This window comes from Fictibacillus nanhaiensis, assembly GCF_023715445.1.
Taxonomy (GTDB): domain Bacteria; phylum Bacillota; class Bacilli; order Bacillales; family Fictibacillaceae; genus Fictibacillus; species Fictibacillus nanhaiensis_D.
Genome location: NZ_JAMBOD010000001.1, coordinates 182,940 through 195,802 on the forward strand (window position 1 = coordinate 182,940; position 12,863 = coordinate 195,802).

Sequence of the window (12,863 nt, forward strand, 5' to 3'; positions counted from 1 at the left end):
GATTACGTAAAGGGGGAGTAAACGATGACCTACAGTCAATTTCCAGAACCACAAGGTTTATATAATCCTAAATTCGAACATGATGCTTGTGGAATTGGTCTATACGCTCATCTAAAAGGGCATGCTACCCATCAAATAGTAAAACAAGGACTTCATATGCTATGCCAGCTTGATCACCGCGGAGGACAGGGAAGCGACCCGCTGACTGGTGATGGAGCGGGCTTAATGACTAAACTGCCTCACCAATTCTTTAAAAAGGTTACGAATTTTCATTTGCCTTCGAATGGCAGATATGGTGTTGGTATGATCTTTTTCCCAAATGATAATGAAGCTCAAATGAAACTTGAAAATCAAATTAATTATTTTATTAATCAAGAAGGACAAACCTTATTAGGCTGGAGAACTGTTCCAACTAACAGTGATTCTATTGGAAAAAAAGCGCAAAAAACCTGTCCTGTGATAAAACAAGTCTTTATTGCCTGTGAAGAATCTATTACTGAGGAGCTAATCTTTGAACGGAAACTCTTTATAATTCGTAAACAAGCAGAACATTGGGCAAGAGAGAATGGTTTGCAGACATATTTTGCGAGTCTGTCTTCTCAAACTATTGTTTATAAGGGGCTATTGACACCTGAACAGGTGGATACTTTTTATCTGGACTTGCAGGACGAGGATTTTGTGTCCCCTTTCGCTTTAGTGCATTCCCGTTTTAGCACAAATACATTTCCTACGTGGGAGCGTGCTCATCCAAACCGTTACCTGATTCACAATGGTGAGATTAATACTTTGCAGGGCAATATGAATTGGATGAAAGCACGTGAAAAGCAGTTTGTTTCTGAAGCATTTGGCGAAGATATCAACAAGCTGCTCCCGATATTAGATGCAGATGGAAGCGATTCTTCTATCTTAGATCAAGCTTTTGAGTTTTTTGTGCTGGCTGGAAGAAAACCGTCACATACTGCTATGATGCTGATTCCAGAACCTTGGAGTGAGAATCCGCATTTAGAACAAGAGCGTCGTGCTTTTTATGAATATCACAGCTGTTTAATGGAACCATGGGACGGTCCTACTGCGATTTCATTTACAGATGGAAAACAGATTGGTGCGATTCTCGACAGAAACGGTCTGCGTCCTGCAAGGTATTACGTAACGAAGGATGACTATATTATCTTTTCTTCAGAAGTTGGAGTTATTGAAATTGAAGAAGAAAACGTACTTTACAAGGAACGCTTAAGTCCTGGCCGTATGCTCCTTATTGATTTAGAAGAAGGACGCATCATAACTGATAATGAGATTAAGGCTGAAATGTCAAATGAACATCCTTATGAAGAGTGGCTGACAAACGGTCTGGTCCAATTAGATGATAACGGTGAAGAACCTGCTGTTCATTTAAATGATATCAGAAGGAAACAAAAGGCTTTTGGTTATACGTATGAAGATATCCACAAATATTTGATTCCTGTTATTACGGAAGGCAAAGACCCCATTGGGTCGATGGGGAATGATACACCACTTGCTGTTTTATCCGATAGACCGCAATCTTTGTTTAATTATTTTAAACAACTATTCGCACAAGTTACGAACCCGCCAATCGATGCAATACGGGAAAAAGTGGTAACTTCAACGATGACACTGCTTGGCGGTGAAGGTAATCTGCTTCACCCTGGTCCACAGAACGCCCGCAGAATTCAGTTGGATTCTCCAGTTCTGACAACGAATGAGTTTAATCAGATAAAAAACAACACTATTTCCGACTTTAAACCAGCAATTCTGCACACACTTTTTTCAGAAGATTTAGAAAGTGATCTAACGGATTTTCATCAAAAAGCTGAAGATGCAATTTCTGATGGCACATGTCTTCTCATTTTATCCGACCGAGAAATGAATCAATCTCGAACACCAATTCCAGTTCTGCTTGCTGTAAGCTCATTGCACCACTATCTTGTTCAGAAGGGCTTGCGCACAAAAGTAAGTCTTATCGTTGAAGCTGGTGAAGTAAGAGAAGTACATCATTTTGCTGCTTTAATTGGATATGGCGCAGATGCCATTTATCCGTATTTAACCTACAAAACATTTGAAGAGGCAATTGATGAAGGACATATAAAGCTCTCACTTCAAGAAACGATCAAAAAATATAAAAAAGGTGTAACGGACGGTATTGTAAAAGTCATGTCAAAAATGGGTATTTCCACGGTACAGAGCTATCGAGGTGCTCAAATATTTGAAGCCGTCGGTATTGGGAAAGAAGTTGTCGATCGATACTTTCCTGCCACAGCGACTCAAATTGATGGAATTACATTAGATGTGATTCAAAAAGAAGCACAGTTAAGGCATCAAGAAGGGTTCATGGATTCTATTGAAGACACTTTAGATTCCGGCAGTGATTTTCAGTGGAGGCATACAGGCGAACATCATGCGTTTAACCCTAAAACGATTCATACTCTACAATGGGCATGCCGTAAGAATGATTATTCCTTATTTAAAACTTTTTCAAAATTGGCTGATGATGAGCGAACAACCTTCTTAAGAAATCTGTTCTCGTTCAAAACAGAAACAAAAAGTATTCCTCTTGAAGAAGTTGAACCGGTCCAATCAATCGTTAAACGATTTAAGACAGGAGCGATGTCATTCGGATCATTAAGTGCAGAAGCACATGAGTCCCTTGCAATTGCTATGAATCGTTTAGGTGGGAAAAGCAACAGCGGTGAAGGCGGAGAACATCCAGACAGGTTTATTCCGGATGCGAATGGAAACAACAGAAGAAGCAGCATCAAACAAGTTGCATCAGGAAGGTTCGGTGTAAAAAGCCATTATTTAGTTAATGCTGATGAGCTTCAGATTAAGATGGCTCAAGGAGCTAAACCTGGTGAAGGAGGCCAGCTTCCTGGAAATAAAGTTTATCCATGGGTAGCTGATGTACGTGGTTCCACACCAGGTGTCGGTCTTATATCACCACCGCCGCATCATGATATCTATTCCATTGAAGATATGGCTCAATTGATTCATGACCTGAAAAATGCAAACCGAGATGCAAGAATCAGTGTAAAACTTGTTGCAAAATCAGGTGTTGGTACGATTGCTGCAGGCGTGGCAAAAGGCGCGGCTGATGTCATTGTAATCAGCGGCTATGATGGAGGAACAGGTGCATCACCAAAAACGAGTATTAAGCATACAGGACTTCCATGGGAGCTTGGTCTTGCTGAAACTCATCAAACGCTGATGCTGAATGGACTTCGTGAACGTGTAACGCTAGAAACTGATGGTAAGTTAATGACAGGAAAAGATGTTGTTCTGGCAGCTCTATTAGGTGCTGAGGAATACGGATTCGCTACAGCTCCGCTTGTTGTTTTAGGCTGTGTAATGATGCGTGCTTGCCATCTGGATACTTGTCCTGTAGGAGTCGCAACACAAAATCCAGAGCTAAGAAAGAAATTCATGGGTGATCCCGATCATGTAGTGAACTACATGATGTTTGTTGCAGAAGAGATTCGTGAAATCATGGCACAGCTTGGTTTTAGATCGATGGATGAACTGGTTGGACGTACAGACGTATTAACGGTTGGTGAACATGCAAAGAGTCACTGGAAGGCAAAACACTTAGATCTTACCAAACTTCTTTATCAGCCTGAAGGTGTTCGAACTTGCCAGCATGCTCAAAATCACAAAATTGATCAATCACTTGATATGCAAGAAATACTTCCATTTCTAAGTCCAGCGCTTGAACAACAAAAATCTGTAACTCTAAATCTTCCAATAAAAAATACGAACCGCGTAGTCGGTACGATAGCAGGCAGTGAAATAACTAAGCGTTTTGGAGAAGAAGGATTACCTGAGGACACAGTTACTCTTAATTTTACTGGATCTGCAGGACAGAGCTTTGGTGCATTTGTACCACGCGGTATGAGTCTATATTTGAATGGTGACAGCAATGACTATTTCGGAAAAGGACTCTCAGGCGGAAAGATGGTTGTTGCTCCGCCAAAAACAGCGGAATACCTTGCAGATGATAATGTGATTGTAGGAAACGTTGCTTTCTATGGCGCGACTAGCGGCGAAGCTTATATTAATGGCTTAGCTGGAGAAAGATTTGCTGTTAGAAACAGTGGTGCAAACATTGTTGTTGAAGGTATTGGAGATCATGGCTGTGAGTATATGACTGGCGGGAAAGTTGTTGTATTAGGTGATATCGGCAAAAACTTTGCAGCTGGAATGAGTGGAGGAATCGCATATATTTATACACATCAGCCTCTTTTATTTAAGAGACTTTGCAACAAAGAAGGAATCGAGTTTGAAAGATTAGTCGATCATGAAGAAACCGAGTCAGTTAAGCAATTAGTTTTAAATCACTTTGCTTATACACAAAGCGGCAAAGCTGCAGTGATCCTTGAAAACTGGAAGACAGCACAATCACACTTTGTTAAAGTCATTCCGAAAGATTATAAAGAAATGATCAAAAGGATTAATGATGAGAAACAAGCTGGTTTAACAGATCAAGATGCTATTATGAATGCATTTGAAGCAAGGTCAACTGCTAAAAAACCAGCAGGAAGTCCTGGCCCAACGAAATTAATTCTTAAGTAATCATCAGATGAAAGGAGAGATGAATCATGGGTAAACCAACTGGATTTTTGGAATTCCCGCGAGAAGAAACCATAGAGAGAAAACCTCTCCACCGTCTAAAGGATTGGAAAGAATATACCGAAAAACAGCCGGAAGATATGTTAAAGAGACAAAGTGCGAGATGTATGGATTGCGGTACGCCATTTTGTCATATCGGGATTGAAATCAATGGGGCAGCATCTGGCTGTCCCATCAACAATCTTATTCCTGAATGGAATGATCTTGTATACCGCGGAAAGTGGAAAGAGGCACTAGACAGACTTTTAAAAACAAACAATTTCCCTGAATTTACTGGTCGTGTTTGTCCGGCCCCTTGCGAAGGATCTTGTACAGTTGAATTGGCCGGACCAGCTGTTACCATTAAAAATATTGAACGGGCAATTATCGATAAAGGCTTTGAAAATGGTTGGATCAAGCCTAGAATTCCTAAAAAACGTACAGGAAAAAGAATTGCGATTGTAGGGTCCGGACCAGCTGGACTTGCAGCTGCAGATCAATTAAATCAAGCAGGACATTCTGTAACAATTTTTGAAAGAGATAACCGTGCTGGAGGTCTTCTCACATACGGTATTCCAAACATGAAGCTTGATAAAGATATAGTACAGCGCAGAATCACACTATTAAGGCAAGAAGGAATTGATTTTGTCCTTAATACCGAAATTGGTAAAGACGTTATGCCAGAAGAGCTTAAAGCTGAGTTTGATTCAGTCATTCTTTGCACAGGTGCCCAAAAACAAAGGGACTTGAATCTTGAAGGCAGGGAAGCAAACGGGGTTCACTTTGCCATGAAATATCTGACTCAATCTACTAAACGTTTGTTAAATGATGAAGTTAATGAGCCTTTAATCGATGCAAAAGATAAGAACGTTATTGTTATTGGCGGAGGTGATACAGGGGCGGACTGTGTCGCAACTGCATTACGTCAAAAATGCAAAAGTGTTTTTCAGTTCGGTAAACACCCGAAGTTACCGGATGTAAGAAGCTCCGCAAACATGTGGCCAGAACAGCCATATATTTTTACAATGGATTATGCTTATGAGGAAGCAACAGCTCAATTTGGTTCTGATCCCAGAGAATATTCTGTTCAAACAAAAAAATTAGTTGCTGATGAGAACGGAAATTTAAAAGAACTTCATACCATTCAAATGAAGAGAACCTCAGATGAAAACGGAAATCTCTCATTTGAAGAAATCCCAGGCACTGAAAAAGTATGGCCTGTAGACCTTGTATTTGTCGCTATCGGTTTTGAAGGCACAGAGCATCCTGTATTAAAGAAGTTCGGTGTAGAAGCTAAAAACAATAAAATTGATGCGAAACATGGAGATTATAAAACAAATGTAGATGGTATATTTGCTGCTGGAGATTCCAGACGAGGTCAAAGCCTGATCGTATGGGCAATCCAGGAAGGACGAGATTGTGCCCGCGAGGTGGATAAATACCTAATGGGCAGCACGGTTTTGCCTTAAGACTTTTTTCCATGCTACAATAAACTCTAAACGCCATAAGCCTTATTCTATGATAAAATAAGGCTGGCTATGAAAATATTCTATTTTTAAAATAAGGAGTAGAAGCATGGAAAAAGTACTTATTTTTGGTCATAAAAATCCTGATACTGACACAATTACATCTGCAATTGTATATGCAGATCTAAAAACCAAACTTGGACAAAATGTTGAGGCAGTTCGATTAGGAGAGATAAATGGTGAAACGAAATATGCGCTTGACTATTTCAAAGCAGAACTTCCTCGCTTGGTTGAAACTGTGTCTGATGAAACGAACTCTGTAATCTTAGTCGATCATAACGAACGTCAGCAAAGTGCAAATGATATCGATAAAGTGCGTGTTTTAGAAGTTATCGATCATCACCGTATCGCAAACTTTGAAACAAGTGATCCTTTATATTACCGTGCTGAACCTGTTGGATGTACAGCTACTATATTAAACAAGATCTATAAAGAAAAAGGAATAAAAATCGAAAATAATATTGCTGGATTAATGCTTTCTGCAATTATTTCGGATTCTCTTTTATTCAAATCACCAACTTGTACAGAAGAGGATGTTGATGCAGCACGTGAGTTAGCTGAAATCGCTGGCGTTGATGCCGAAGTATATGGTCTTGATATGCTAAAAGCTGGAGCAGACTTAAGCGATAAGTCGATAGAGGAGCTTATTTCACTTGATGCCAAAGAATTTAATATTGGTGCAAGCAAAGTGGAAGTTGCACAAGTAAATACAGTAGATGCAAGCGACGTGTTAAAACATCAAGATGAACTAGAAGAAGCAATCTCCAAAGTAATCGATAAGAAAGAATTAGATTTATTCATGTTCGTAGTAACGGACATTCTTACAAACGACTCAACAGCTCTTGCACTTGGAAAAAGAGCACAATCTGTTGAGGACGCATATAACGTAAAGCTTGAAAACAATACAGCTGTATTAAAAGGTGTAGTTTCTCGTAAAAAGCAGATTGTTCCTGTACTGACAGAAGCAATGAGCAAATAAGTTTTAATGAAAAAAGATGGAGGAATCCATCTTTTTATTATCAGCCAGTTGACAATCTAATGCAGGCTGTTATTATTGAAAACATGATACCAACTAAATAATTTAACGAAACCGCTAGGGGAGCCTTTATAAGGCTGAGATCGAAGTGTAACTTTGAGACTCTTAGAACCTGATCTGGATTATGCCAGCGTAGGGAAGTGGTGTGACGGAAACTATTATTCATAAACTAATGTTTTCTAAACAACCACTTTCCATTGCTGAAAGTGGTTTTTTTGTTGGTAAAAAACAAACCTTTAGGAGGAATAACATGATTTCATTCACAAAAGAATTACGTAAAAAAGCTGACTCCATCTGGGAAGCTAATCTTGAACATCCTTTTGTTAAAGGAATTGCAAACGGGGATCTGCCTTTAGAGAATTTTAAATATTATGTTTTGCAAGATTCCTATTACTTATCTCATTTTGCAAGAATTCAAGCAATAGGTGCCGCAAGAGCAGAAGATCTATATACAACTTCGAGAATGGCTGCTCATGCACAAGGCACCAATGAAGCAGAGTTAGCGCTTCATGAAAAGTTTATTAAACAGCTCTATATCACGGAAGAAGAATTGGCTGCATTTGAGCCTGCACCTACTGCTTATAATTATACTTCACACTTGTATCGAGTTTCAGATACTGGAAGTTTAGGAGAAATTATTGCTGCTATTCTGCCATGCTATTGGATTTATCATGAAATCGGAGAAAGATTTGAAGGTAAAACCCCAGCAGAGCCTGTTTATCAAGAATGGATAGCGGCTTATGGAGGAGAATGGTTCGGTCAGCTCGTTCAAGAACAAATTAATCGTTTAGATGACTTAGCAGCGAAAGCAAGTGATGCAGAAAGAAAGAAAATGACACAGCATTTTTTACTTAGCTGCCAGTATGAATATCTTTTTTGGGAAATGGCTTATACATTAGAAAAATGGCCAATTTCAGATACGCGTTTATTAAGCAGTAAAAGGAGAACTGAAAATGTTTAAAGGATTAAAGTTAACTGATATTTTAGTGACTATTGTAATTTCGATTGGTTTTGGAATCCTTTATAAAATATGGGGACCCTTATATTATGCAGTCAAACCATTAGGTCTTCACCTTGATCAATTAATCTACGGGATGTGGTTTATTGCTGCAACAGTGGCTTTCTTAATCATCCGCAAACCTGGAATTGCTCTCCTTGCAGAAATTGCAGCTTCATCGGGAGAATTTTTAATGGGATCAGAATTTGGCCTTGAGGTCTTATTTTACGGCTTAGTCCAAGGTTTATTTGCTGAACTCGTATTAATGGCATTCAGGTATAAACGTTTTGACTTGCTAGTTGTTTCCATTGCAGGTATAAGTTCTTGCATTGGATCTTTAATCTTGGATTTCTACAAAGGATATGTTGGAGATCTATCAACATGGAACCTAATCCTCTATATTGGATTCAGATTTATAGGTTCTATTCTATTCACAGGAGTGCTGGCAGTTGCTATCGTTAAAGCACTGGAGGCAACAGGGGTTACTAAGCTTGTCCGCTCTTCATCCCAAAAAGATCACGAGGCTTTGAATCAATAAAAGAGGTGTTTGTTCATGGCGTATATAACATCGGTTAACAAGTTGAGATTAAAGTTCCCAGATGAAAAAGGATTATTATTTAAGGATTTGACTCTGTCATTTAAAAAAGGAGAAAAAGTGTTATTATTGGGTCCATCAGGATGCGGGAAATCCACTCTTATTCAAGTATTATCCGGCTTGATTCCTTATTCAATTGATATTCCTATCAAAAGTGAGAACATACAAATCCCCAATTCATGGGGATTTGTATTTCAGGATCCTGATTCACAATTTTGTATGCCGTTTGTTGATGAAGAAATTGCTTTCGTATTAGAAAATCTTCAAGTACCAAGAGAGGAAATGCCCGAAAGAATAAACGAACTTTTAGATATGGTGGGTCTTCAGCTTGAAGATATTCATACGAGTATTCAAGCACTTTCTGGTGGTATGAAACAGCGTTTAGCGATAGCTTCTGTATTGGCATTAAACCCTGATGTAATTTTCCTCGATGAACCAACTGCATTAATTGATGAAGAGGGTACTGAACAAATTTGGAATACTGTTAAAAACATTTCAAGAGATAAGACAATCATTATTGTTGAACATAAAATCGAACAGATTATTGATTTTGTTGATCGAGTTATCATTTTTACACCAGATGGGGAATTACTTGCGGATGGTAATATGACATACATTTTTTCTAATTATAAAGAAGAACTTAAAAAATATGGAATTTGGTATCCAGGTGCATGGGAGGATTTCAAAAGAGAGAACAACCAAAAAACGGTCTCCTTGCGGAATGACAATGAGGTTCATTTGAAGAATTTCCACGGATACCGTAAAAAAGAAGTTAAGATTTCCTTAGAAGAAGCTTTAATTCATTCAGGTGAATGGATTGCTGTCAATGGCCAGAATGGAGCAGGAAAAAGTACTTTGTTATTGTCACTGATGCAATTGATTAAAACATCAGGTGATTATCAAATCAATGAGCAATCAATAAAGAAGTTAGCTGATTTGCAGAGAAAAGCTTATTTAGTTTTTCAAAATCCAGAATACCAATTTATAACAAATAGTGTATTTGAAGAGATTACTTATGAATTAAAAGGCGGAAAAGAAATAAACAATGAATACTTTCATAAAAAGGCCAATGATCTATTAACCATATTCGGACTGCACGATAAACAACATCAACATCCTTATCATTTGTCTCTAGGTGAAAAACGGCGATTGAGTGTGGCCACAGCTTTTATACAAAATCCAAAGCTGTTGTTACTTGATGAGCCTACCTTTGGACAAGATGCACAAAATACATTTAAGCTGCTTGAATTGATAGAAAGTGAGAGGCAAAAAGGAACAATTATTATTATGGTTACTCATGATTTAAATATTGTACAGCATTTTGCAACAAGAGTATGGGAAGTAAAAGAAGGACGGGTAATAAGCGATCGGAAGAAGAATGAGACGAAGAAAAAAGTAGAGGAAAAAGCGTATGAATACAGCATTTAAAGAAAACTGGCTGCATAAAATAAACCCATCTTTAAAACTATTAACAATCTCTTTTTTATTTGTATTTGCCATTACCATTCATCATTTTAATTTTATGATTACCTTTACATTATCCGTTTCTATATTGTTTATTTTTTGTACAGGTCATCCATATAAACATATTTTACTTTTTTTGCTGCCCTTCTTATTAATCTTTTTATCAACTGCAGCATCAATGATTCTTTTTGGTAAAGGAGAAACCACACTTTATAAGTGGGGCATTTTGCACATTACAGAGGAAAGCTTGTATCGTGGTTTACATCTAGGATTAAGGGCACTGACATTTGCGATGATGGGATTATTATTTGCTTTAACAACGAAACCCGTTCAGCTTTTTTATTCTCTGATGCAGCAGCTTAAACTGCAGCCAAAATACGCCTATAGTTTTATGGCTGCAATTCGGCTGATTCCAATTATGATTGAGGAATTACAAACAATTCGTGATGCACATAAAGTAAGAGGAGTTCAGACACAAAAGGGGATGAACAGCTTACTAAAAAGTATTAAATCTCTGCCGATTCCTTTACTTTCACAAAGTATAAGAAGAGCTTTTCGAATTGCAGTCGCCATGGAATCCAAAAGATTTAATTCATCGAATGAAAGAACTTTTTATTATCAGGTAGGGTTTTCACATTATGACCTTCTATTTATTGGTTATTTTATATTATCAATAAGTTTAGCTTATCTCTTTGCAATAAACTTTCCCTTTTTTCCTGTATCTGATGTTAGATATTAAAGAATAAAGCACACTCCTATTGTTAATCGAGTGTGCTTTTTATTTTGAAACAGTAATATGATTATTTTGTTCAAGCAAAACCTTATATTCTCCTTTATTCACTTTTTGATAGATAGACAAGGGTACTGCCAGAGACTGGCCCGTAGAGAATACAATCTGATAATTTTGATTCGTAATGTAGACTGTGCCCATGTCTGACACCTGTTCAGACTGAAATTTATTTACAATATAACCCTTGTATTCTGTAATTTTGAACTCTTCCTCTATATATCCCGCCCATGCTGAATAAAGCAAGAAGCCTGCAAAAAACGTACTAAAAACTGAAAGTAATTTTTTCATATTTTCACCTCGTTCTATTATTAAACAAAAGCCTAAAATTTATAGAAAGAGGGAAGGGTCTTTTTAAGAGGATTTGTGACATCTTTACCAAATATAAAAAGAATGAGAATTATTTAAGACCAGTCTTTATCTTTTAAGTCTTTAATAAATCGGTAATGCCATCTGTATAATAAAACAAGAGCAATAATAGTACCTAATAAAGTAAGAGCCATATCCCATTGTGCATCCCAAATGTCATCTTGAGCACCTATAAAGTCCTTTGTTTGCCATATAAGATATCCTAACAATCTGCCTATAGTGATGTTCTTGCGTAACCTATACTTTCTGAAGCATATTTACTAAAAATTAGAAAAGGGATGTGATCAACTTGAGAAAAAAAATGGCTGTAGCAGTATTGCATGGCATAGGAAACCAACAGGAAGATTTCTCTGATATTTTTTCAGAAGAACTGGTAAAGCGCTTTTCTCAAAATCTCAAACCATATTTACCAGTTCCAGAGACAGAAATTATCATTCAGCCAATTTATTGGGGAAGTGTGTTTAACGAAAGTGAAAATGAGATGTGGAAAAAGCTCTCTTTTGCAGCAGAATTAGATTTTGCAAAGCTCCGGCATTTTGTTATTCATTTTTTTGGTGACGCCATAGCGTATCAGCCTTCAGCCTACCAAAATCCGAATTATATAAAAGTTCATGAAGTATACGCAAAAGGACTTAAAAAACTGGGTGAAAAAGCTGGTTCAGATGCACCTTTATTTGTTGTTGCCCATAGTTTAGGATCTGTCATTACAAGCAATTATTTTTATGATCTACAATACATACCTGACAGAATTCCTGAAACAGTCAAACAGAATATTGCTGAAACACCACTTGAAAATGGAGACACGCTTGCAGGATTTTATTCATTAGGAAGTCCTCTTGCACTCTGGAGCCTTAGATATGCTGATTTTGATGTTCCCATACATGTACCCTCACCTAACCTAGAAAGATATTATCCGGGTCTAAAGGATGGAAAATGGGTAAATATGTATGACAAGGATGATGTTTTCGGTTATCCTCTTAAACCTCTCAATCATGCATATGACAAAGCAGTTTCATGTGATATTGAACTTAATTGCGGAAATATCATCACCAGCTGGACACCTTTATCTCATATGCACTACTTCACAACTAACGACATAATCAACAAAATAGGTGATCAACTGGCTGACATTTGGAAACAAGTTAATCTTAAGAAAAATTAATGTGATAGCAACCATTTGAGTCCGGGGAATACAATAAAAAATGAACATAAGAAAAAAGCTTTAAATACAACACGGCCTAGACTTGCAAACCCATTAGAGATTTTAGAACGAACTGGATTTCCAGTCGGCGGAGTACCTTCATTTGGATTTAAATCTGTTTTTTTAGTAGATCCAAAAGTAGCAGAACAGACATACATATTTACTGGGGGCGGATCACCACAATCTTTAATAAAAATAGCTGTTGAAGAGATGTTATATACAAATCGAGGACAAGTTGTGAGAATCAGAAAGTAATTTATAAAAATCCCCC

Annotated in this window: 10 protein-coding genes and 1 riboswitch; of the genes, 9 read left to right on the forward strand and 1 reads right to left on the reverse strand. The window is 37.5% G+C overall.

Annotated elements, in window-relative coordinates:
- Window positions 1-24: 24 nt before the first annotated feature.
- From gltB to M3196_RS01030, 7 genes are all read left to right on the forward strand, one after another.
- The gene (gltB, locus tag M3196_RS01000) at window positions 25-4,581 is read left to right on the forward strand and encodes a glutamate synthase large subunit (protein ID WP_251320401.1); all 4,557 of its coding nucleotides are present in this window, start codon (window positions 25-27) and stop codon (window positions 4,579-4,581) included.
- A gap of 26 nt (window positions 4,582-4,607) precedes the next feature.
- Window positions 4,608-6,086, forward strand: a complete 1,479-nt coding sequence (locus M3196_RS01005) for a glutamate synthase subunit beta (protein WP_251320402.1) — start codon at window positions 4,608-4,610, stop codon at window positions 6,084-6,086.
- 106 nt (window positions 6,087-6,192) lie between these two features.
- A complete protein-coding gene (locus tag M3196_RS01010; RefSeq protein WP_251320403.1) occupies window positions 6,193-7,122 on the forward strand; it encodes a manganese-dependent inorganic pyrophosphatase in 930 nt (309 codons plus the stop codon).
- A gap of 106 nt (window positions 7,123-7,228) precedes the next feature.
- A riboswitch (TPP riboswitch) is annotated at window positions 7,229-7,335 on the forward strand.
- 97 nt (window positions 7,336-7,432) lie between these two features.
- A complete protein-coding gene (gene tenA, locus M3196_RS01015) occupies window positions 7,433-8,140 on the forward strand; it encodes a thiaminase II (protein WP_251321689.1) in 708 nt (235 codons plus the stop codon).
- The gene (locus M3196_RS01020) at window positions 8,133-8,714 is read left to right on the forward strand and encodes an ECF transporter S component (protein WP_251320404.1); all 582 of its coding nucleotides are present in this window, start codon (window positions 8,133-8,135) and stop codon (window positions 8,712-8,714) included. The genes tenA and M3196_RS01020 overlap by 8 nt, the downstream gene beginning before the upstream one ends.
- Before the next feature lie 15 nt (window positions 8,715-8,729).
- Window positions 8,730-10,199, forward strand: coding sequence for an ABC transporter ATP-binding protein (locus M3196_RS01025; protein WP_251320405.1), 1,470 nt, complete (start codon window positions 8,730-8,732; stop codon window positions 10,197-10,199).
- Window positions 10,183-10,974, forward strand: coding sequence for an energy-coupling factor transporter transmembrane component T family protein (locus M3196_RS01030; protein WP_251320406.1), 792 nt, complete (start codon window positions 10,183-10,185; stop codon window positions 10,972-10,974). The genes M3196_RS01025 and M3196_RS01030 overlap by 17 nt, the downstream gene beginning before the upstream one ends.
- 39 nt (window positions 10,975-11,013) lie before the next feature.
- On the opposite strand, the gene M3196_RS01035 is transcribed toward M3196_RS01030, so the two are convergent.
- Entirely contained in the window at window positions 11,014-11,313 is a 300-nt protein-coding gene (locus tag M3196_RS01035) for a hypothetical protein (protein WP_251320407.1), read from the reverse strand.
- 367 nt (window positions 11,314-11,680) lie between these two features.
- Here M3196_RS01035 and M3196_RS01045 point away from each other — a divergent pair, with 367 nt between their 5' ends.
- Entirely contained in the window at window positions 11,681-12,553 is an 873-nt protein-coding gene (locus M3196_RS01045) for a chemotaxis protein (RefSeq protein ID WP_251320408.1), read from the forward strand.
- 15 nt (window positions 12,554-12,568) lie between these two features.
- The gene (locus M3196_RS01050; RefSeq protein WP_251320409.1) at window positions 12,569-12,847 is read left to right on the forward strand and encodes an aminoacyl-tRNA deacylase; all 279 of its coding nucleotides are present in this window, start codon (window positions 12,569-12,571) and stop codon (window positions 12,845-12,847) included.
- Window positions 12,848-12,863 lie beyond the last annotated feature (16 nt).

Bases quoted from the DNA above. Each gene is read 5' to 3' on its own strand.
- M3196_RS01025 (WP_251320405.1), top strand. From the start codon at position 8,730: ATGGCGTATATAACATCGGTTAACAAGTTGAGATTAAAGTTCCCAGAT.
- gltB (WP_251320401.1), top strand. From the start codon at position 25: ATGACCTACAGTCAATTTCCAGAACCACAAGGTTTATATAATCCTAAA.
- M3196_RS01010 (WP_251320403.1), top strand. From the start codon at position 6,193: ATGGAAAAAGTACTTATTTTTGGTCATAAAAATCCTGATACTGACACA.
- M3196_RS01030 (WP_251320406.1), top strand. From the start codon at position 10,183: ATGAATACAGCATTTAAAGAAAACTGGCTGCATAAAATAAACCCATCT.
- M3196_RS01035 (WP_251320407.1), bottom strand. From the start codon at position 11,313: ATGAAAAAATTACTTTCAGTTTTTAGTACGTTTTTTGCAGGCTTCTTG.
- M3196_RS01005 (WP_251320402.1), top strand. From the start codon at position 4,608: ATGGGTAAACCAACTGGATTTTTGGAATTCCCGCGAGAAGAAACCATA.
- M3196_RS01020 (WP_251320404.1), top strand. From the start codon at position 8,133: ATGTTTAAAGGATTAAAGTTAACTGATATTTTAGTGACTATTGTAATT.